Genomic DNA, 19,706 nt, shown 5'->3' on the forward strand with positions numbered 1-19,706 from the left:
AATGGCATGCCGGCGGTCTATTAACTGTCGGTCACGGATTGCGGATACTCAGGAATTTGACAATGGCCGATCCAGTCAACGCGCAGCGGTTTGAGAAGCTCGTGTTACCTCATATGAATTCGGCCTTCAATGTTGCGCGATGGCTGACGCATAACGATCAGGATGCCCAGGACGTCGTACAGGAGGCGTACCTTCGCGCGTTCAGGTTTTTTGGCGGATTCCGCGGCGAGGATGCCCGCGCCTGGCTATTGAGTATCGTGCGCAACACCTTCTACACGTGGCATCAGCAGAACCGGGGCCACGCGGCGGACACCACGGAGTTCGAGGAAGACATGCATAGCCTTGAGACGAATACCGCGGAACACGACGACAGCCCTGAGGCGATGCTCATACGCAGCCAGAGCCAGAAACGGGTGCATAGGGCGCTGCAGAGTTTGCGGCTGGAATACCGGGAGGTGGTCGTGCTGAGGGAGCTTGAAGAATTGTCGTATAAGGAAATCGCCGCCATCGTGGGCATCCCGATGGGCACGGTGATGTCTCGCCTCGGGCGCGGACGCCAGCAACTCGCGGCGCTGCTGGCACCGACGGATCAGGAGGCATGATGGACCACGAACAGTCGTTTGAACTACTTCCAGGCTATATCGACCAGGAACTGAGCCTGTCCGAGGCGCTCGAGTTCGAGCGCCATCTTTCCGGCTGCGAAGAGTGTCAGCGGGCCTACGAGGAGCAGCGTCAAGTGAGCGTGCAGCTCAGGCAGGCTGATTTGCGCGTCGAGGCGCCAGCGGAACTGGTGAAGCGTATCAAGGCTGCGCTGCCAGGCCGGCGCTCGCTCTGGCAGCGGCTGGGCGACCGATTTGGTCAATGGAGCGGTGGCGGATCGTTGGGCTGGGCTCCAGTTGGCGCGATGGTGATGAGTGTGGTCGCCTTGAGCTGGAGCGCGGGATTGTACTTCTCGGTGCCATCGAGCGAGACGCGCCTGACTCAGGAGCTCGTGGATAACCATATCCGTTCGCTGCAGTTCAATCACCTTTCCGATGTGATTTCAACCGACAAGCATACGGTCAAGCCCTGGTTCAATGGCAAGCTGGACTATACCCCGCCCGTGGTTGATCTTGCGCAGCAGGGGTATCCGCTGGTCGGCGGTCGGTTGGACTACCTGAATGGGCGGTCAGTAGCTGTGATGGTCTATCGCTACAAGCTGCACCCGATCAATCTTTATGTATGGCCGGGTAGCGACGCCGGCGCCGCGCCTCACATATACGAGCAGCAGGGCTATCACCTCGCCCACTGGAGTGCTGCAGGGATGAACTACTGGGCGATTACCGATGCCGGGGACAACGAGTTGAACAACTTCATCGTGGACCTGCGTGCGCATGCCGCGTCCTAGCCGTCGCAATGCGGTAGGCGCACGGTTCCCTGTCGCATTGCATTACACACAATCAGGGCAGGGAATACCACAAGCTTTACTCACATCATCCGATCGTGCTGTCTTGAGATAGCCCGCTGCTTGCGGCGGACAATCTCGCGTGACGCTTGTGACTGGGCACACCATCTGGTCCACGAATGGAAACGACGGCGCCAGATCGCTGACAGCGCCTCCGTAGTTAGAGGGGTTCCGTCAAGCCGATCAACAGAGTTCTGGCGGGAACCACGTCGGACTCGTCGCAATATGCAAGCCATTCGAGACACAAGGTGATCTTCGTGCGCTCCCTGCCCAGTACTCGTGTATGCCTGAGGTCGATGATGAAATCGCTGCTGAGCCACCATGAGATTGCCATTCTGTTTCTACTGCTCGATGCGCCCAACCAGGTCGCTGCTGGTGATCCAGATGCGATCGCTCTTCAAGAAGCGCGCCTTGTCGAAATCGTGTCTACGGCTTTCGACGATGGCAGATTTCGGCTGACGCCGGCAGGGGCGGAACTACTCCGTCGTCTTGGCATGACAGCGGGTTGAAGAACTCGCGTATCAGACGGCAATCTCTGATCGCGACGTGTGAAACCGCGTTGGCATGCCGCAGCGATTGAAAGTAGGGGCACGGCGATACATGTGCTTATGCAGTGGTCGGGATGGACGGGTATATGCTGGATACCCGAAAGGCCGGACGGCCTTCGAAACGAATTCGCGCGGCGTGTGAGCTTCTGATGAGTACACCGCTATCCGATGGCCTTGTTTGGCCGCTCTTACGGTTGCTAGCGCTAGCTCACGTTGCCCTCGACGGCGGGCTGAGCTGCGAGACTGAGCTAAGAACAATGTAGGTCCGGGAATATACCGCTGCTCGCGAGAGTTATGTCTGTATGGCAGTGCTGACTGTGCGGTGCTGGCCATATCGACCTTAACCTTCGGGGTGAGCTTTGCGACGGAAGGTGCCGTCCATCCGAACCCCATTCCAGCAGGAGTCTAGAATGAATAAGTCCCGCATCGTTTGCGCTCTGTGCGTCGTCTTGACGCTTGCATTTTCGTCGCTGGTAACGGCCTGCTCATCGGAGAGTGGCATGGGTGCATCCAGTACTAGCAGCAGTGCAGGTAGTGCAGGCGGCTACTGAGTGCCACAGCCAGATTGAGATGCTGGTCCGGCCTGTCGCTCGCCCAATTTGTAAGTGATTCGGATACTGAGATCGATCGGAACCCGTGGATGCCAAGGCTCTGATGTGATGGACGACTCCATCCCTTCGGGGATAGGCATATGCCAAAGTGGAGAAGCCGTCCATCACATCAATCCCGCTTTCATGAATCGATGCATGTTGCAGTTCACCGCTTGGGCTTCGGTTTAACGTGAATACAGGACTTTATACAAATCAAATGGTCAATTTTTCGTCTTTGATCTTGTACGAATCGCAGGTTCCTACGACCTCTCATTAAGTCACGATTCGGTGAGCGTTAGCCAAGGAGAGCAAAGCTCTACTTCGGCCAATCGCGACATCCCGCCGACAACTCGCTCGCGCCGGTCTAGTTTTTCCCCCTCCATCCGGTGGCGTCAAAACGGTGTCTTCACGGGCAAGCCAAAACCGTATGCGAGGCGCTCACCGCGGCATGGTGCCCAAAACCGGCGGTAGCCTATGCTTCAATAGATTAGAAATCCCTTGTTTTGTTCAGCTTCAGTTATTCGGTATGACCGGTCATCTCGCATTGTGTCAAACAAAACGGGACATTGAGCAAGGGCAAATTGTGTGAAAACAAGAAAGTGGGTCTTCCGAATCAGGCCGCTACGCGGCATGTTCCCTCGTGATCTGTTGTGGGGGCGAGTTGCATGACGACATGCAATGGTGATGCCGCAGCGGCCACATGGTAAGCCGGGTTTCAGGGTTGCCGAACGTCCCTATCGCGGGTCGTTCGGTTTTGGTTTGTGTCAAACAAAGGCAGGGTTTTAGCACGATCGAGTTGTGTGAAAATAAGCCGCGTGCCCCTGATTTCGGTCGCGAATGAACCTGTTTGGTCCTCGCGGTTCCGATAACCGGAGACGATGCCAGAGGCCGCCCGTGCACGGATCACTGATCCACACATTTGAACCAGTGCACCAGTCTCGACTCCTGGATGGCCAACAAGTATTGCGCACGCGTTGAATTACGGCCTGCCGTCCAAGCACATGGACGCGGGACGCGCTTGGCCGGTCCCAAGCGAGAAAAGACTCTCTGCCGTGTGCACGCTTTCCAAGTTGCACGAGCACTATCCATCGCTAAAACGGATGGTTCGGTTCTTAATATCAGGGCTTCTCATGAGCCCGCTTCGGCCGCACCATTGGAAATCAGGGCGTTCGAACGCTTCGTTTCCATTCATTCGCGAGGTCTAACATGCAGCTTCTTCATCTTGATTCCAGCGTGCTCGGTGCGGCGTCGGCGAGCCGCCGATTGTCCGCCGAGATCGTTGCCCGGCAGCTCGCTCTCCTCCCTGACCTAGCGGTCACGTACCGCGACTTGGCGGCTGATCCACCACTCCACCTCTCTGCGGCGCACATGGCAGCGCGCATGGGCGAGGTCATCGAAGACGCGACCCTCAATGAGGACCTGGTCAAGGGCAACGCTTACCTGGACGAACTGCTCGCAGCAGACATTGTTGTGATCGGCGCGCCAATGTACAACTTTTCGATTCCCACACCCTTGAAGGCCTGGATCGACCGCATCGCCGTAGCCGGCAAGACTTTCAGCTATACAGCGGCTGGCCCTGAAGGTCTGCTGAAAAACAAGAAGGCCTTTATCGCGTCGGCGCGTGGCAGTTCCTATCCCGCCAACGGGCCGTCCGCAGCCTTCGATCATCAGGAAAGCTACCTCACCGGATTGCTCGCTTTTCTCGGCATGACAGACCTCACGATCGTTCGAGCGGAGGGTCTGGCTATCGGGCCTGAGGCCAAGGACGCGGCACTTGCGCGTGCTTCCGAGGACATCGCGGCCCTTGCCGCTTGAGGCCAGGTCTCTATCAACCAACGGATCTGATCGTGAAGTATTCCGTCATCGGATCGGGCAGTGTCGGCACGGCGCTAGCAACGCAGTTTGCCGAGCATGGCATTGAAGTGGCAGTCACCAACACGCGCGGTCCCGAGTCGCTCGTCGCACTGGCGAATGGCTTGGGACCGGCGGTTCGGCCCGTCACGCTCAAGGAAGCATTGGAGGTAAGCATCATCATCTTTGCCATGCCTTTCGCTTCGCATGAAGCTGTAGCACGAGCAAGGGCGGACTGGAGCGGCAAGACGGTCATCGACGCGATGAATTACCGCGAAATGAACTTCGAACCACTTGGGGGCCTTCAATCCAGCGATTTCGTGGCCAACGCCCTGCCTGGAGCGAAGGTCGTCAAGACATTCAATCAACTGCCCGCGGCGTTGTTGACCCGCGCGCCCAAAGAGGGGCGGGGACGGCGGGTGATGTTCGTGGCCGGAAATCACGAAGATGCAAACGCCGAAGTCGCCTCGCTCGTATCGGCACTCGGGTTCGCGCCCATCGTGCTTGGCCGCGTTGACCAAGGCGGTCGCCTGCTGCAGTATCGCGGTCCGCTTGTTCTTCAAAACCTCATCATGCTGGACGAGTAGGCGGCTCCGATGCTCGTCGGGGGGATTATCCAATGACCAATCCGATCATCAAAGTCGAACCATTGGGATCCCGATTGCAGACCATTGATCCCTTTCTCCTCTGTGCGCATCACGTCGACCACTATCCGGCCGGCAATTCCGATTTGGGTCCGGTCGTGGCCGCCTCCACCAGCGCGCAGGGTTGGCGCATGTACTTCGGCAAGACCGTGCCTGGCTTTCCGGCTCACCCGCATCGCGGCTTCGAGACGATCACGATCATGCGGCAAGGTGTGGTGGATCACTCGGACTCCTTGGGCGCGAGCGCCCGCTTCGGCGCGGGTGATGTGCAATGGCTCACGGCCGGACGCGGAATCGTCCACGCCGAGATGTTTCCGCTCCTCAATCCTGATGGGCCCAACACAGCGGAGGTCATCCAGATTTGGCTCAACCTTCCGGCAAAGAAGAAGATGGCTGATCCGAAGTTCACCATGTTCTGGGAACCGTAGGTTCCACGCGCCGAATTCGTGAGTAAGACTGATCGTACGGAAATCACTTGCATCGCCGGGGCTTTGAATGGCCAAGACGGGCACAAGGTGCCCCCACCACCTCCGCCAGGACTCCTGGGCAGCCGATCCAAAATCCGATATGGCCGTCTGGGCCGTGAAGATGTCACCGAACGCGACCTGGACTCTGCCGGCGGCATCGGAGCGCCACACGCGCAGACAGTTGCGGGGTGGAGTAGTGTGCGGTCGTGACACGGTGACGGCAAGACGGGCTTTGCGGTCTACCTTCTGGCTCGTGCGGTCGAATGACTTTCGGTTAAGGCCGCTGCCTAGCGCTAGAGTTTTGCAGGTTCAGGCGACTCTTTTGCGCTCGACCAGTCTTTCAGATGCTCAACGAGCCAGCGGCCGGCGGGACCAGGAGGCGCTGCGGCTGGGTAGACGGCAGAAATGGTCAGCATGGCTCCAGCGCGCGGGACACCATCGACGTCAAGGGCGACCAGGTCACCGGAGCCGATGTCTTTCTCCACCATGTGAAGAGGCATCCCTCCCCAGCCGGCACAGTCCTTGAGCAACGCATATTTCGTGGACAGATCGGCCAAGCGCCAGGTCGTAGACGATAGGACCCCGTAGTCGCGGCCAGCGAGCAGCTGTGAACGATCGGTCAAGACCAGTTGCACGTGCTTGGAGAGTTCCTTCTTGGGGATACAGCCCTCGAAGTTTGCAAGCGGGTGGCCACGCGCAGCAACCATCACCAAGGGGACGGTGCCGAGGCGGTCGACAGCCAGCGACGGGAAGTCCATTGGGAGTGAGGCGAGGATTCCCAACGTGCAGCGCCCCTCCAGTACCGGCTGATACCCAGCACCCAAACCCTCCACGAAGATCCGTAACGGCGTCAACGGGAAGCGCTTGGCGAACGCTCTGGCTGCCTCGCTGATGGCGGCAGTGGGAAAGAAGACATCGAACACTACGGAGAGCTCGGCCTCGACTCCCGAGGCCATGAGCTTTGCCCGAGCTTTGAAGGTGTCAACGCCCGAGACGATGGCCCGCGCATCCGCAAGAAGGAGCACGCCTTCAGGCGTTAGTTTTGGGAAACGCCCTGACCTGTCGAATAGTGTGATGCCGATCTGCTCCTCCAAAGCACTCACCCAGCCGCTGATTGCGGACTGCACGCGGTTCAAGCGTCGAGCCGCCGCGGAGAAGCTTCCTTCGTCCACCGCAGCGATGAATGTTCTGAGCTGGTCGAGGGATACGCCGTCGAGCATATAAGCCTTTATCTATCTCTGAGAGCGATGTCTCGCATCGCAATATACCGGATTCTCAGAGTGGGTGGCGGCCCCCATCAATGGTATCCACGGACCGGTGCAATCCAGCTCTAGGAGCGGCGGCATGGTTCCATTCAATCCCAGAAAAGGAGAACAACATCAAGCTTGTCGTCCAAGTCGAAGCCGCCAAGCAGTAGCTCGTTCCAACGGGTCATCGACAACACAACGAGTGTGCCGAAAGCAGCCGCTGGCGACTGGCAGGTTGTGGCCGCGTGCTGCTGCACGTGTCGGGCTCATGTCGGACCCTGAACTACCGCTGGGATTGGTGAAACATTAATGGCGGCTTCCAGGACCGTTTCGGACATCGGCCCAGCTATTCGCTGCACCACGTAGCCGGTGGTGTGCGCATATCGTTCGTGCGACGTGACAGGAGCGCTTGCCGTCTTGGTCATTCCTTGCTCTCAGGAAACATACACCCGCCATTGCGGACCAACGCCTTCACCTCTTCGCTCACCTGCGTGGGGCTTTGACGTAATCGAGCGACGAACTCCTTACTGCGCCGCACGTACGACTTCGAATCGTACTTCGCGCTCCAAAGGACTATGTTAAGCACCACAGGAACGAGGTCCAGGCCCTTTTCGGTCAGCGTGTAAAAGTCACGGCGCCCATCGTCGGGGCTGGGTGCCTTCGAGAGAATCCCCTGCTCCTCAAGAAAGGCAAGGCGGGAAGCAAGCACATTGGTCGCAATTCCCTCTTCCGATTTCAGGAACTCGCCATACGTCTTCTTGCCAACAAATACGATGTCGCGAATGATCAAGAGCGACCACCGGTCGCCGAAGACCTCCACGCCGTAGTTCACTGCGCAATGGGACCGAATGTCTTCTTTAGATGTCGTCTTCATGGCTAGATATTAACATCGCTTGCATTGCACAAGTAAAATCTCATGTTTACTTGTTTTTTACAAGCAATGTGATTAGGATGGTTGTTCGGGAGTACGAGCAGCACCCAACAAACCAGGAGGCTGCACATGAGCACTATCAGCGTCATCGGCACAGGCGGCATGGCCGCAGCGATCGGCGGCCTTGCCGCCAAGGCCGGACACACCGTCGAGGTGATGAGTCGCGACGCCGCCAAGGCGCGGGCGCTCGCCGAGCAGATCGGAGCCGGCGCGACGACAGGAACGTTCGGCGCCGCCCCGGCCGGGGACATTGTCATCCTGGCGGTTCCCTACTCCGCCGTTCTTGACGTGGTGAAGCAGTACGGCGAAGAGCTGGCAGGCAAGGTTCTAGTCGACATCACCAATCCGGTCGCCTCCGACCACACGAGCTTCGTGACCCCCGGCGACAGTTTCGGCGCGAAGGAGATCAGCAAGGCTGCCCCTGCCGATGCGAAAGTCGTCAAGGCGTTCAACACCCAGTTCTCTCACGTCCTGGCGGCCGGTCCCGTCCCGGGCCACCCGTTGGACGTGTTCCTCGCCGGGGACGACGCGCAGGCGAAAGCACGCGTCTCGGCGTTCATCCAGAGCCTCGGACTGCGCCCGATGGATACCGGGCCGCTGCCCATGGCGAGGACACTGGAGCACGCCTGCCTGCTGTCGCTGGGCCTCCTCACCCACTCCGTCAAGCACACCAACTTCTCAATCGGCGTCAGCCTTCTCGACTGAGTGCTCCGGTACCACCGCTTCCCGCATCACACTACTCATCAGGAACATTCGCATGCACGTTTTCGTCACTGGCGGGACCGGTCAGGTCGGTTCATACCTCATTCCTGACCTCGTCGCCGCCGGGCATGAAGTCGTCGCCCTGGCCCGGTCGGACGCGTCTGCGGCAGCGGCGTCTGCGCTCGGCGCCAGGGTACGACGTGGAAACCTTGCCGACCTCGACGGTCTGAAGGCGGCGGCGACGGAGTCCGACGGCGTCATCCACCTCGGGTACAGGGCCGAACTGCTTTCGTCCGGCGGGATCACTGCCTTAGGCGACTCGGAGCTGTCGATCGTGCTCGCGTTCGGCGAGGCGTTGGCGGGCACCGGAAAGCCACTCGTCGCGGCGGGGAGCATCGGCGCGCCCACGAACTTGGGGCGGGCAGGCCCGCTCCTCGCACCAGCCAGCCTCGGCCGACCGGCGACCGAGGATGACCCGGCCCTTCCTTGTGGACCTATGGACGCGGGCACGCTCGTGGCTCGCAACATCGTGGAGACTGCTGTAGTCGGGCTCGCAGAGAAGGGCGTGCGGTCTTCGGTCGTGCGAATTCCTACCTTGGTGCATAGTTCGACCGGGCGCCTGCAACTGATCGGGCTCGCGAAAACGAAGGGCTTCGTCGGCTACCCCGGCAAAGGCGAAAACCGGTGGCCCGCGGTGCACACCAGCGATCTGGCCACCTTGTTCCGCCTGGCGCTCGAAAAAGGACCTGCCGGCAAGACCTGGCACGCGGTCGGCGACGAGGGTATCCGGTTCCGCGAGATAGCGGAGGCCATTGCCGCCCGCCTGGGCCTGCCCGCCGTGAGCATTCCCGCCGACGAGCTGATGCTGCCAGGCTATTTCGGGTTCCTGACGGCGGTGGTGACGCTGGACCTCGCGGCATCCAACGCGATCACGCGCCAGGTCCTCGGCTGGGAGCCCGCTCAGCCCGGCCTGATCGCGGACTTGGACAACGGTCATTACTTCCCTGCCGGCTGACAAGCTGACGGCAGGGAACTGGTAGCAAAAAAGCACCCGGCCGTCATACCCAAAGTCATGAGAAAACTGCCCATGAATTTTACAAAATCCGTCACTTTCACACTCGGCACCAGCCTTCTCGGCTGAGCGCACTCGCAGAACTTATCGCATCACATCATCAATAGGATCCCTAACATGCACGTATTCGTCACTGGCGGGACCGGCCATTCCGGTCCGTACATCATCTCCGAGCTCATCGCCGCCGGCCATGAGGTCACCGCCCTGGCTCGTTCAGACAAGGCGGCTGCTGCGGTGTCCGCACTCGGTGCGAAGGCGCGTCTCGGTAGCCTCGAGGATCTTGACGGTCTTAAAGAAGCGGCCGCCGCCTCCGACGGTGTCATCCATGTCGCACACCGGCAAGACCTGATTCCGGTCGGTGGGATCAACGCCGTGGCCGATGCGGAACTTCAGATCATGCTCGCATATGGCGAGGCGCTGGCCGGAACCGGAAAGCCGCTGGTCTCATCGGGAAGCATCGGCTCGCCCGGCTGGGAAAACCTGGGTCGGCCGGCCACCGAGGAGGATCCGCCTCTTCCCGGCGGCGATCCATACAAGTACACCTTGCGGGTTCGTAACATCGTGGAAACCACTGTACTCGGCCTCGCCGAAAAAGGCGTGCGATCTTCGGTTGTTCGGATTCCTGAAATCATGCACAGCACGACCGATAATGCCGGCTTCCTTCCGCTGCTGATCGGGCTGGCGAAGGAAAAGGGTGTCGTCGGTTACGCCGGAGACGGTGCGAACAGGTGGGCCGCCGTGCACACCCGCGACCTCGCCACCGTGTTCCGCCTGGCGCTTGAGAAGGGCGCCGCCGGCAGAAGCTGGCACGCGGTTGCAGACGAGAGCATTCCGTATCGCGAGATCGCCGAGGCCATCGGCAGTCGCTTGAAGCTGCCCGCTGTGCCCATTCCCGCGGACGTGCTGATGCTGCCGGGGTATTTCGGGTTCCTTGCGAATCTGGTCACGCTGGATACCCCGGCGTCGAGTGCCATCACGCGCCAGACGCTCGGCTGGACACCAACGCAGCCCGGCCTGTTTGCCGATATGGACAATGGCCACTACTTCCCTGCCAGCTGAGCGGATGGCAGGGACTCCCGCATCGCGCCGAGCCCGACCAAGACACTTTCCTCCCGGAGTGGTAGGAGGGGGACGCAAGTGGCTCGGCGCACACGGAAAACATGATGGGCGAAAGCCTCGTACAGATTACGGGGATGCCCCAACTCAGAAGGAGATTTTAGATGAGCACTATTAGCATCATTGGCGCAGGAGGCATGGCCACGGCGGTCGCCGGCCGTATCGCCAAGGCAGGACATACCGTCGAGGTCCTAAGCCGCGACCCAGCCAAAGCGAGGGCGCTGGCCGATAAGCTCTCAGCGGGAGCGACCACGGGGACTTACGCCGCCGCGCCGACGGGCGATATCGTCATCCTCGCCGTGCCGTACGGCAGTGCGGCGGCGGTAGTGGCCGATTACGGAGATGCGCTCGAAGGCAAGGTGATCATCGACATCACCAATCCGGTCGCCCCGGACCTTTCCGGCCTCGTCACCCCGCACGGCAGTTCCGGCGCGCAGGAGATCGCCAAGGGTCTTCCCGCCACCGCGCACGTCGTAAAAGCGTTCAACACTGTCTTTGGCCACGTACTTGCCAAGAACGGACGCCTCGACGCGTTCATCGCAGCCGACGATGCGGAGGCCAAGGCGCGAGTCTCGACCTTCATCGAGAGTCTCGGACTGCGTCCGTTGGATGTCGGTGGCCTGCCCATGGCCTCGACGCTCGAGGCGCTTGGTCTGATGATGATCGGCCTGGCCAAAAACGGCGCAGGCACGTGGGATATCGCCTTGAACGTCGAGATCGGCTGAATCACCGACGCCGCGTCTTCATCGACAGGTCCACAACACCGCTGGGAACAACACGTCTCTCACGTCGTTCTCAGCAGTTCTTGCGTATCCGGCAAAAGCAAGCGGTCGCGCTCGGCGAGCATGTTCACCATTTCTGCCATGTTCTCGGTTCCCCAGGTGCACAGCGGGACAATCTTGTCGGCCAGACTGCGGCCAAGCGGGGTCAGCGCGTAGTCCACGCGCGGTGGTACCTCCTTGTAGTCGGTCCTCACCAGCACGCGATCGGCCTCCAGTTCTTTCAGTTGCTGGATCAGCACCTTGGCGCTGACGCCATGAACGTTGCGCTTGAGCTCGCCGTAGCGCTTCGGGCCGTCGAGCAGGAAGTACAGGATCAGCGGCTTCCACTTGCCCGAGATGATGCTGAGCGTGGCGGCGAGCCCGTAGGAGTAGCGGCCACCGCAATGTTGAGAACAGTCGGTCATTTTATGGTTACCAAAAGGTGCATACTTGTGCATAGGTTATCAGAAGTGCATGCTTGTCTCAAGTAAGCAGTTCCCTGCTTCCGTACAACTCCAAGGAAGGATGCACGACATGACCAGACTGAATGGAAAGACCGCTGTGATCACCGGTGGCGCTACCGGCATCGGCCGCGCCGCAGCAAAGCGCTTCATCGAGGAGGGGGCCTTCGTCTTCATCTACGGCCGCCGACAAGAAGCGCTCGAAGCCGCTGTGGCCGAGCTCGGGCCCAATGCCCGGGCGGTGAAAGGCTCGGTCTCGGAGGAGGCCGACCTCGACCGACTCTACGCAGCGGTGAAGGCCGAGCGCGGAACCCTCGACATCGTCTTCGCCAACGCCGGGGCGGGAAGCCCGCTGGCGCTCGGCAAGATCACCGCCGAGCACATTGACGAAACCTTCGACACCAATGTGAAGGGTACGATCTTCACGGTCCAGAAGGCGCTGCCGCTGATGGGCGAGGGCGGTTCGATCATCCTGACCGGATCGAGCGCCGGCACCACGGGCGCCCCGGGAATGAGCGCCTACAGCGCGAGCAAGGCGGCAGTGCGCAACCTCGCGCGGACCTGGGCGGAGGACCTGAAGGGTACCGGCATCCGCGTAAATGTGCTGTCGCCCGGGGCGACGGCGACCGAACTCGCGAAGGCAGCGCTCGGCGAGGAGGGCCAAAAGGTCTACGCCTCGATGACTCCGCTCCAGCGCATGGCCGATCCCGCGGAGATCGGGGCCGCGGCCGCCTTTCTCGCGTCGTCGGACAGCAGCTTCATGACCGCCAGCGAAGTCGCCGTCGACGGCGGCCTGGCGCAACTCTGACGCTACGCCCTACGGCGCGCCATTCGATAATTCGGAGCGCCGTGGGGCTCGGCAATCCAAAGGAAATATATGAGCTACGCAATCATTGGCTTCGGCAAAATTGGCCAGGCCCTGGCCAAGGCGTTCGCCCGGAGCGGCATCGAGGTATCCGTTGCAACCACTCGCGACCCGGAAAGCTTTGCCTCGGCCGCGGCCGCGATCGGACCCACGATCATTCCCAAAAAACTGGCGGATGCCGTCAAGGCGGACATAGTCTTTTTGGCTGTCCGTTTCGAGTCGCACCCGGATGTCGCGAAGGCGCTGCCGAACTGGCAGGAGAAGACCATCATCGATGTGACCAATGCCTACGGCGTGCCCCCTGAGGAACTGGGAGGACAGCCTTCTTCCAGGGTCGTCGCGCAGGCCTTCACTGGTGCAAGACTTGTCAGGGGCTTCAACCATTTGGGCGCTGCCGTCCTTGACCAGGATCCGGCCGTACAGGGTGGCAGGAGAGTCGTGTTTCTAGCGAGCGACGATGACGGCGCCGCAGCGGAGATTGGTGCGCTTGCGGAAAATCTCGGTTTCTCGCCGATCAAACTTGGCGGGCTTTCGGAAGGTGGGCTGCTGGTGCAGGCCCGCGGAAATAGCTGGGGTCAACTGATCTTTAAGGACCTGGTCAAGTTCGACTGATGAATCGTGATCGCAAATTTTGATGCGATCCTGCAATGGAGAGATGTCGATGAGCACGCGTGAGAATGTCCAGATTGTGAAGGATTTTTTTGCAGCAATGGGCCGCGGCGATAAGCAAGGTCTGCTGACGATTTCTGCCGAAGACATTGAGTGGATCATTCCGGGCGAGTGGGCCCTGGCCGGCACGCACCGCAGACACGCGGGGTTGGCGGATCTGCTTCAGAAGGCTTCCGAAACGGTGGAAACGTCATACCCGGAGCCCCCCGAATTCGTCGCGCAGGGCGACCGGGTTCTGGTCGCCGGCTTCGCCACGGGCAGAGTCAAAGCCACGAACAGGACGTTTGAGGATCATTGGGTCTTCGCCATTACCGTTCGAAACGGCAAAGTGACCAACATCCGGGAGTACATCGACACGCTTGCATTGACGCGGGCCTCCGATCTTTAAAGCCGAAGTTAGCGATGAATCTAACAACAATAGTCAATCAGTTGGGTCGAACCGAGTATGTGGAAGTCGCAGGCAGGCACGTTAGTGCGGGTACTTACCTCATTGAGACGCGAACCCTTCGAGCTTCACGCGCTGTATCCGACACGCCGCAGCATGTCAGGAAAGGTCCGCGCCTTCATTGATGTCCTTATTGGTCACTTTGATACGGTCACGCTAGCTTGCGCGCACGGCGTGCGATTTCCAGGGCTGCATCGGCGCGCCCGCGCTGGACCAGAAGGTCCAGCATCCTTTCGAGCAGCTCCTGGGAGTCCTCCGGCGAGAGATCCAACATTTCGAGGTAGACCAGATAGCCTTCCGCCGTTGGGCGGTACCGATATACATCTTCGGCGTCGGGCTCGAACCGTACAAGGCGGAACCGAATGCTGTCGGTGCTCCCGCTTGAGGCATCAAAATACTCTAAGCTGAACTCGCGATGGTTGTTGGCCTTGTTGTCCAATGCATGGAGGACGACCTCCGCTACGCGCCGGGCCTGAGGCGCCGAGAGTGTCGGTTTCATCCGTATTGCGACTTCGGCAAGATACGTCAGGATTTCCGTCGAGGTACTTCCACTGGTAGCGGGTAAGGCTGTGCTGTTGTCGCGTCGCTTCGACCGCGCTGGGAGCATTCGCATTCCCTTTCCCTTTCTCTCGGCAATGTCAATGACAGGATCGTGAGACGGCCAACGTGGCAGCTATCCCGAACTGGTTGATGCACTGACACAACACGGTGCGAAGGCGCGGACCGATGCTGCCCAGTTATATCGCCGTGTGACCTTCAACGTACTGGTTTCCAATGTCGATGACCATTTGCGCAACCACGGTTTCCTCTGGGCCGGCCACGACGGCTGGGTTTTGTCACCGGCCTATGACCTCAATCCCACGCCAACCGACGTCAAGGCGCGCATCCTGACGACTAACATCGATCTCGACGAGGGAACGTGTTCGGTCGGCCTCCTTGAAAATGCGGCAGAGTTTTTCGGCTTGTCGTTGAAACAGGCACGCGCCACGACCCGCGAGGTGGCCAACGTCACCCGGACATGGCAGGCGGTTGCTCAGGAGGTCGGTTGCAGGCGCGCAGAAATCGCACGCATGGCAAGCGCGTTCGAGCACGACGATCTTGGTGCAGCACTGCAGTTGTGACGGTATCGGGGGCCGCGTTCGAACAAGCCTGACGGTATCAGCGACGGTACCGCGTTCACAAATCGCCCTGAGACAGCTAGTGCTCGCGATTTTTCAAACAAGGCGGCCGCTGATCCTCTGGTGTGTTCCGACAACAGCCGTCTTCGGCATCGATGACGGTATCGGGAACGAGTGGCCGGCGCTTGAGAGTCGCTGCTACGATGCGTGCGTGAGAGCCAAATGGCAGAAACGTTCGGCATTCTCGTCGAAATTGCAAATTTTTTATTTGTAAGTAATTAGGATTACTTCTTCATTGAAGACACTTACTTGCTCGCGGAACGTCACATGCCGGACCTCGCGCGAGGGCGCGCCTGTGTCAATTTTCTGACAGGTAGAAATCGGCCAATTGTCGCCGGCCGCCGAGCCCCCAGAGCCGTCACTCGAACGATTGGTCCACACCAATACCTGCCGATGTCCAATGCGAGTACCTTTTGAGGTTTGTTCGACGCCTGCCCATGCCCCGTGAGTCCGGGGCGCGCGACGGCGAGTGCAGGCAGGCGTTGAATGAACCTCATGGCGCCGGCGAAGGCTTCAGCGATAGACGCGATCGCCGCCGCCTTGACGAGTGCGGGCGATTTCTTCGGTGACGACCGTCGCCCGTTCGCGCGCGTGCGCGGCGCGGTGATCGCGGCCAACACGGACCTGCGCGAGCGCGAGCTGATCAAGCTGGCAACGCTGTCCGAGGCGCTTGCGCGGGCGCTGCGCGAGCGCGGTGTCGGCGAGCCGGACGCGAGTCTTGCGGCCGAAGCGGGCATCGCCGTTTTTCGGGTTGCGTTCATGCAGTGGCTCAGCGAGTCCGAGCAACACGGCTACGTCGAGATCGTGAAGGCATCGCTTGCGCGGCTGAGAACGCTCACGGCTAGCTGACCGGTTCGCTTACTAGACGGTCATGACCACAACACCCCAATGTCTTCGATGACATGAGCCTCACCACAACGCTACAGCGACGGCAGTTCCACCCCTTCATCATTCGACATCGTCCGGATCGCCGCATCGAATTCGATTTCGTTAGCACGCCGGGACGCGGCGACACATCCACGTTAAGTCCAGACACGAACAACACGTTCTTGCCTTCAAAAGCAGGCTCATTTACCGAAGCGGCCGATGTCGCGGATCCAGTGATCGCGCTCACCTGAGATCCGGTTCCTGCTTTCATCTACTCGCGAATGGTGCCTCGCCGCCGCACATTGCGGATGACCCTGTGCTCACGCTACGGCGAAAATCCCCGATGCTCCGCAACTTTGGCGCCTGAATATGACGCCCGATTGACGCTGGCAAGACACAACGAGTCGGCTTGTTTCATCGCGTTCCGCAAGGTTGTGACGCATTCCTGTTGTTCGATGTGTCGCGGCCAAGCCCCACGCCATAAATGGGCGGCTTGAGTCGGACTGGCAAGCCTCGGCCGACTTCGATCACGATCGATTTGCGGCAATGCTGAATGGTCGTGAAGTGGTGACAATCGTGCGAATTGAAAAGCGGCCGAAGCGTCGTAGCGGTACATTCCGCGGAACCGCCCGCAGTATTGCGGCGAGGCATTTGTTGGCCTGTCCGGCAATCAGTACGGCGAGCTGACTCGGGCACTCGCCGGGCATTCCACGGCTACGCTAAAGGTCAATTCCGTGATTGAAACGATCCTTAACGGACTCCTGCCGGTCGCATTGGCCATTGTTCTTGGATGGCTGTCGGCCAGGATTGGTCTCCTGAAGCACGATGATGCCGGTGTGCTGGCAACCTTGGTCATCCGTTTTGCACTGCCGTTTGCGCTCTTTTACGCGGCGGTCACCACACCCGCGGACCAGATCGTTGATCCAGGACTCGCCCTGTGCCTGACTTTTGGCTTGATGGGCAGCTATCTGATAGCCCTTGCGCTGGGCTGCCTTGTGTTCAAGCACGACCTGCGTACCGCCACCATGCAGGCACTGGTGTGCGGGTATCCCGACATGGCGTATTTTGGTGCTCCAATCCTGGCAGCCATGTTCGGTCCGCGAGGGTTCCTCGTTGTTCTCGTCGGCAACCTGGTCACCAGTATTCTCATGTTGCCCCTGACCATTGTCTTGACTCACCTGTCGGACAAACGAGAAGCGGGGCACGGCTGGAAGGATTCCGTACACGTCCTTGGCCATAGCCTTTGGGGGGCCGCTATCAATCCGATCGTCTTCCTGCCAATCTTCGGTGTCGTCTTGAGTTTTTGCCACGTGAAGCTCCCGACGCCTGTACTTTCATCAGTGGATTTGATCGGGAAGGCGTCCGGCGGCACGTCGTTGTTCGCGCTTGGTTTGATGCTTTATGGAGAGAAATTCCGGATCAATCTCGACGTCCTGACGAACATTGGCATAAAGAATTTCTTCATGCCGGCCATGATGCTGTTGGGCGTTTTGCTTTTCAAGCTGACCGGAGATCCCGCGCATCAGGCCATCATCACTGGAGCAGTTCCGACTGCGACCGCAGCCGCCATGTTTGCGTTAAAGAACAAGACCTATACCGCTGACGCGACAGCAACCATCCTGCTCAGCACGGTCCTGGGAATCGGAACGGAAGCAATACTGATCGGCCTGTTCTCCAGGTAGCGGATTCTGAACTTCAGGTGACCATCGCGAAGTCGCTTCGTACAATCCGGCCGTTCTGGTGTCGGCACGTCTCGCACCAGGATCTGAATCGAACTTGATCTAATATTATTCAGGAGTGCGTCATGGAAAAAGCATCTGAGGTCGAACAGAGCCTTGCGACGGAACTGATGAGCTATGACCTGATCAATCAACCCGCACTGAACAAGGGAACCGCCTTCCCGGAGGAGGAGCGCGACCTGTTCCACTTGCATGGCCTGCTCCCGCCTCATATTGGCACGCTGGAAGATCAAGCCGCGCGACGGATCAAGGTACTGCGCAGTTACGAAACCGATTTTGAACGCTACGCGTATCTGCGCGACCTGCAGGATACCAATGAGACGCTCTTCTATTCGGTGCTCGTCAACAACCTCGAAGAGCTGTTGCCGATTGTCTATACGCCGACCGTCGGCGAAGGATGCCAGCGCTTTAGTGAAATCTGGCGAAAGCCGCGCGGAGTGTTTCTGAGTTACGCCAATAAACATCGGATTCCTGATATTTTGGCAGACAAACGATTCGATCAGGTTCGCGCCATTGTGGTGACCGACGGGGAACGGATTCTTGGGCTCGGCGACCAGGGGGCCGGGGGGATGGGAATCTCGATCGGAAAACTGGCACTGTACGTTGGTTGCGCGGGAATTCACCCGGAAGAGACACTGCCCATCTTGCTCGATGTCGGCACTAACAATCAGGAACGTCTGAAGGACCCGCTCTATATGGGATGGCGGCACGAGCGTGTCACCGGGGCCGAATACGATGAATTTGTCGAAGCGTTTGTGACCGCTGTGATGGCGCGTTGGCCGGATGTGCTTCTCCAGTGGGAAGATTTTGCGGGCTACCACGCTGGACCGTTGCTTGAACGCTATCGCGATCGGCTCTGCACGTTCAACGACGATATCCAGAGTACCGCGTCGGTCGCGCTGGCGACGCTTCTCGCGGCCATCAACGTCACCGGCGTACCGCTGACTGAGCAGCGCGTCGCCCTGCTGGGCGCTGGTTCTGCCGGCTGCGGAATCGTTTCGCTCGTGCTGCGGGCCATGATCGAGGCGGGCGCGAGTGAAGCGGAGGCGCGCAGCCGCTTTTATGCGATCGATCGCGACGGGCTCCTGGTTGACGGGATGCCGGGTATCACCACCTGGCAGAGGCCATTCGTGCAGAGCCGGGCGGCGGTTGCCAACTGGAAGAGCGAGTCGCCGGGCAAGATCGGCTTGTTCGATGTGGTCGCGAACGCGCACCCGACCGTGCTGATCGGTGTGTCGGGTCAATTTGGCGCTTTCACGGAACCTGCGATCCGTTTGATGGCAAAGCATGTTCAACAGCCGATCATTTTCCCTCTGTCGAATCCGACATCGCGCAGCGAGGCAACGCTTGAGCAACTCGTCACGTGGACGGAAGGGCGCGCGCTGGTTGGCACAGGCAGCCCGTTTAAGCCCGTCACCTGGAATGGCGTGGAAATAGCCAACAATCAGACGAACAACTCATACATTTTCCCCGGCATGGGGCTCGGCATTCTGGCCGTGGAAGCGAAACGTGTAACGGACGCAATGTTCATGGTGGCGGGCAAGGCGGTCGCTGCCATGTCGCCGACGGTTACCGACCCGAAAGGAAGGCTCTTGCCGAGGGTGAGCCAGTTACGCGATGTGGCAATTTCGGTCGCGAGAGTGGTGGCTCGGCAGGCACAGCGCGATGGGGTTGCCACCTTTCTTGACGAGTCGGGCGTCGATGCACGTATCGAGGAATACATGTGGACGCCGCACTATCGCCGCTATGTGAAGGGCGGTTCGTGAGGGTGATGGATGGCTTCATACCCGCGATTCCAATTTGTAATCGTGCGAATCCTAAAGCGCGCGCAGACGAGCCGCGACACCATGATCGCAGGCAAACCGAGGATGACGGCCAGCCTGCGATCAACGAACTGGTGCTCTCGATCACCGATGACCTCAAGGTGGTCGACGCCTGGACCGGCGAAGGCACGGTGACGTTTCCCGACTCTGCGATCAACGAACTGTCGGCGCTCGCGCCGGTGCGCAATGGCGCGGACTTTCGCATGGGCATCTCGTACACGGTCACGGACCTGCAACTGCTCGAGGACCTGACGCAACGCCACGCGGGCTGAGAGCATGGCGCGAA

General features: G+C 59.8%; 21 protein-coding genes and 1 pseudogene. 18 read left to right on the forward strand and 4 right to left on the reverse strand.

The annotated features are described in order from the left end of the window. Window positions 1-62 precede the first annotated feature (62 nt). The 6 genes from ABH944_RS31935 (at window position 63) to ABH944_RS31960 (ending at window position 5,505) form a co-directional block, all read left to right on the forward strand. Window positions 63-602: a sigma-70 family RNA polymerase sigma factor gene (locus ABH944_RS31935; RefSeq protein WP_404611285.1), complete on the forward strand. Its 540-nt coding sequence runs from the start codon at window positions 63-65 to the stop codon at window positions 600-602. Beyond that, a complete protein-coding gene (locus tag ABH944_RS31940; protein ID WP_404611284.1) occupies window positions 599-1,387 on the forward strand; it encodes an anti-sigma factor family protein in 789 nt (262 codons plus the stop codon). Before ABH944_RS31935 ends, ABH944_RS31940 begins: the two co-directional genes overlap by 4 nt. A 353-nt stretch (window positions 1,388-1,740) precedes the next feature. Next, window positions 1,741-1,953, forward strand: coding sequence for a hypothetical protein (locus tag ABH944_RS31945; protein WP_404611283.1), 213 nt, complete (start codon window positions 1,741-1,743; stop codon window positions 1,951-1,953). 1,835 nt (window positions 1,954-3,788) lie between these two features. After that, complete coding sequence (locus tag ABH944_RS31950; protein WP_120310670.1) at window positions 3,789-4,397, forward strand: FMN-dependent NADH-azoreductase; 609 nt, start codon at window positions 3,789-3,791, stop codon at window positions 4,395-4,397. A gap of 32 nt (window positions 4,398-4,429) precedes the next feature. Then, on the forward strand, window positions 4,430-5,020 hold the full coding sequence (locus ABH944_RS31955; protein ID WP_404611282.1) for an NADPH-dependent F420 reductase: 591 nt from the start codon (window positions 4,430-4,432) through the stop codon (window positions 5,018-5,020). A 32-nt stretch (window positions 5,021-5,052) separates the two neighbouring features. Beyond that, entirely contained in the window at window positions 5,053-5,505 is a 453-nt protein-coding gene (locus tag ABH944_RS31960; RefSeq protein WP_404611281.1) for a pirin family protein, read from the forward strand. Window positions 5,506-5,837: 332 nt separating this feature from the next. Here the strand turns inward: ABH944_RS31960 and ABH944_RS31965 are convergent, their stop codons facing one another. Further along, on the reverse strand, window positions 5,838-6,764 hold the full coding sequence (locus ABH944_RS31965; protein WP_404611280.1) for a LysR family transcriptional regulator: 927 nt from the start codon (window positions 6,762-6,764) through the stop codon (window positions 5,838-5,840). Window positions 6,765-7,212: 448 nt separating this feature from the next. After that, window positions 7,213-7,665, reverse strand: coding sequence for a winged helix-turn-helix transcriptional regulator (locus ABH944_RS31970; RefSeq protein ID WP_404611279.1), 453 nt, complete (start codon window positions 7,663-7,665; stop codon window positions 7,213-7,215). An 81-nt stretch (window positions 7,666-7,746) separates the two neighbouring features. Here ABH944_RS31970 and ABH944_RS31975 point away from each other — a divergent pair, with 81 nt between their 5' ends. The 4 genes from ABH944_RS31975 to ABH944_RS31990 all read left to right on the forward strand — a co-directional run bounded on the left by ABH944_RS31975 (window position 7,747) and on the right by ABH944_RS31990 (window position 11,337). Further along, entirely contained in the window at window positions 7,747-8,427 is a 681-nt protein-coding gene (locus ABH944_RS31975) for an NADPH-dependent F420 reductase (protein WP_404611278.1), read from the forward strand. A gap of 52 nt (window positions 8,428-8,479) precedes the next feature. Further along, complete coding sequence (locus ABH944_RS31980) at window positions 8,480-9,439, forward strand: SDR family oxidoreductase (RefSeq protein WP_404611277.1); 960 nt, start codon at window positions 8,480-8,482, stop codon at window positions 9,437-9,439. A 174-nt stretch (window positions 9,440-9,613) separates the two neighbouring features. Next, on the forward strand, window positions 9,614-10,555 hold the full coding sequence (locus ABH944_RS31985) for an SDR family oxidoreductase (RefSeq protein WP_404611276.1): 942 nt from the start codon (window positions 9,614-9,616) through the stop codon (window positions 10,553-10,555). Between the two features lie 161 nt (window positions 10,556-10,716). After that, entirely contained in the window at window positions 10,717-11,337 is a 621-nt protein-coding gene (locus ABH944_RS31990) for an NADPH-dependent F420 reductase (protein WP_404611275.1), read from the forward strand. 59 nt (window positions 11,338-11,396) lie between these two features. Here the strand turns inward: ABH944_RS31990 and ABH944_RS31995 are convergent, their stop codons facing one another. Beyond that, window positions 11,397-11,798 (reverse strand): winged helix-turn-helix transcriptional regulator, encoded by a 402-nt coding sequence (locus tag ABH944_RS31995; RefSeq protein ID WP_404611274.1) that lies wholly within the window; start codon window positions 11,796-11,798, stop codon window positions 11,397-11,399. Between the two features lie 109 nt (window positions 11,799-11,907). Here ABH944_RS31995 and ABH944_RS32000 point away from each other — a divergent pair, with 109 nt between their 5' ends. The 3 genes from ABH944_RS32000 to ABH944_RS32010 are packed head-to-tail and all read left to right on the forward strand — an operon-like array spanning window position 11,908 to window position 13,756. Next, window positions 11,908-12,642 carry an SDR family NAD(P)-dependent oxidoreductase gene (locus ABH944_RS32000; protein WP_404611273.1) on the forward strand — a complete coding sequence of 245 codons (735 nt, stop codon included), beginning with the start codon at window positions 11,908-11,910 and terminating at the stop codon, window positions 12,640-12,642. Between the two features lie 54 nt (window positions 12,643-12,696). Then, window positions 12,697-13,311 (forward strand): NADPH-dependent F420 reductase, encoded by a 615-nt coding sequence (locus ABH944_RS32005; protein WP_404611331.1) that lies wholly within the window; start codon window positions 12,697-12,699, stop codon window positions 13,309-13,311. 49 nt (window positions 13,312-13,360) lie between these two features. Next, window positions 13,361-13,756, forward strand: a complete 396-nt coding sequence (locus ABH944_RS32010) for a nuclear transport factor 2 family protein (protein WP_404611272.1) — start codon at window positions 13,361-13,363, stop codon at window positions 13,754-13,756. A 208-nt stretch (window positions 13,757-13,964) separates the two neighbouring features. Here ABH944_RS32010 and ABH944_RS32015 read toward each other — a convergent pair whose 3' ends face one another. Then, entirely contained in the window at window positions 13,965-14,312 is a 348-nt protein-coding gene (locus tag ABH944_RS32015; protein WP_404611271.1) for a hypothetical protein, read from the reverse strand. Window positions 14,313-14,490: 178 nt separating this feature from the next. Here ABH944_RS32015 and ABH944_RS32020 point away from each other — a divergent pair. From ABH944_RS32020 to ABH944_RS32040, 5 genes and pseudogenes are all read left to right on the forward strand, one after another. Beyond that, a pseudogene (locus ABH944_RS32020) lies at window positions 14,491-14,934 on the forward strand (HipA domain-containing protein); the annotation flags it as partial. Window positions 14,935-15,477: 543 nt separating this feature from the next. After that, window positions 15,478-15,840, forward strand: coding sequence for an acyl-CoA-like ligand-binding transcription factor (locus tag ABH944_RS32025; RefSeq protein WP_404611270.1), 363 nt, complete (start codon window positions 15,478-15,480; stop codon window positions 15,838-15,840). Between the two features lie 752 nt (window positions 15,841-16,592). Beyond that, window positions 16,593-17,540, forward strand: coding sequence for an AEC family transporter (locus ABH944_RS32030; protein WP_404611269.1), 948 nt, complete (start codon window positions 16,593-16,595; stop codon window positions 17,538-17,540). Between the two features lie 122 nt (window positions 17,541-17,662). Then, window positions 17,663-19,363, forward strand: coding sequence for an NAD-dependent malic enzyme (locus tag ABH944_RS32035; RefSeq protein WP_404611268.1), 1,701 nt, complete (start codon window positions 17,663-17,665; stop codon window positions 19,361-19,363). A gap of 5 nt (window positions 19,364-19,368) precedes the next feature. Next, complete coding sequence (locus tag ABH944_RS32040; protein ID WP_404659612.1) at window positions 19,369-19,692, forward strand: hypothetical protein; 324 nt, start codon at window positions 19,369-19,371, stop codon at window positions 19,690-19,692. Window positions 19,693-19,706 lie beyond the last annotated feature (14 nt).

The sequence above is a fragment of the Caballeronia udeis genome (assembly GCF_044909315.1).
Lineage (GTDB): Bacteria > Pseudomonadota > Gammaproteobacteria > Burkholderiales > Burkholderiaceae > Caballeronia > Caballeronia udeis_A.

Coding starts and splice junctions, on each gene's coding strand:
- ABH944_RS31935 (WP_404611285.1), top strand. CDS start 63: ATGGCCGATCCAGTCAACGCGCAGCGGTTTGAGAAGCTCGTGTTACCT.
- ABH944_RS31945 (WP_404611283.1), top strand. CDS start 1,741: ATGATGAAATCGCTGCTGAGCCACCATGAGATTGCCATTCTGTTTCTA.
- ABH944_RS31960 (WP_404611281.1), top strand. CDS start 5,053: ATGACCAATCCGATCATCAAAGTCGAACCATTGGGATCCCGATTGCAG.
- ABH944_RS31965 (WP_404611280.1), bottom strand. CDS start 6,764: ATGCTCGACGGCGTATCCCTCGACCAGCTCAGAACATTCATCGCTGCG.
- ABH944_RS31940 (WP_404611284.1), top strand. CDS start 599: ATGATGGACCACGAACAGTCGTTTGAACTACTTCCAGGCTATATCGAC.
- ABH944_RS32035 (WP_404611268.1), top strand. CDS start 17,663: ATGGAAAAAGCATCTGAGGTCGAACAGAGCCTTGCGACGGAACTGATG.
- ABH944_RS32010 (WP_404611272.1), top strand. CDS start 13,361: ATGAGCACGCGTGAGAATGTCCAGATTGTGAAGGATTTTTTTGCAGCA.
- ABH944_RS31985 (WP_404611276.1), top strand. CDS start 9,614: ATGCACGTATTCGTCACTGGCGGGACCGGCCATTCCGGTCCGTACATC.
- ABH944_RS31950 (WP_120310670.1), top strand. CDS start 3,789: ATGCAGCTTCTTCATCTTGATTCCAGCGTGCTCGGTGCGGCGTCGGCG.
- ABH944_RS31970 (WP_404611279.1), bottom strand. CDS start 7,665: ATGAAGACGACATCTAAAGAAGACATTCGGTCCCATTGCGCAGTGAAC.
- ABH944_RS32025 (WP_404611270.1), top strand. CDS start 15,478: ATGAACCTCATGGCGCCGGCGAAGGCTTCAGCGATAGACGCGATCGCC.
- ABH944_RS31980 (WP_404611277.1), top strand. CDS start 8,480: ATGCACGTTTTCGTCACTGGCGGGACCGGTCAGGTCGGTTCATACCTC.
- ABH944_RS31990 (WP_404611275.1), top strand. CDS start 10,717: ATGAGCACTATTAGCATCATTGGCGCAGGAGGCATGGCCACGGCGGTC.
- ABH944_RS32000 (WP_404611273.1), top strand. CDS start 11,908: ATGACCAGACTGAATGGAAAGACCGCTGTGATCACCGGTGGCGCTACC.
- ABH944_RS31995 (WP_404611274.1), bottom strand. CDS start 11,798: ATGACCGACTGTTCTCAACATTGCGGTGGCCGCTACTCCTACGGGCTC.
- ABH944_RS32040 (WP_404659612.1), top strand. CDS start 19,369: ATGGATGGCTTCATACCCGCGATTCCAATTTGTAATCGTGCGAATCCT.
- ABH944_RS32015 (WP_404611271.1), bottom strand. CDS start 14,312: ATGAAACCGACACTCTCGGCGCCTCAGGCCCGGCGCGTAGCGGAGGTC.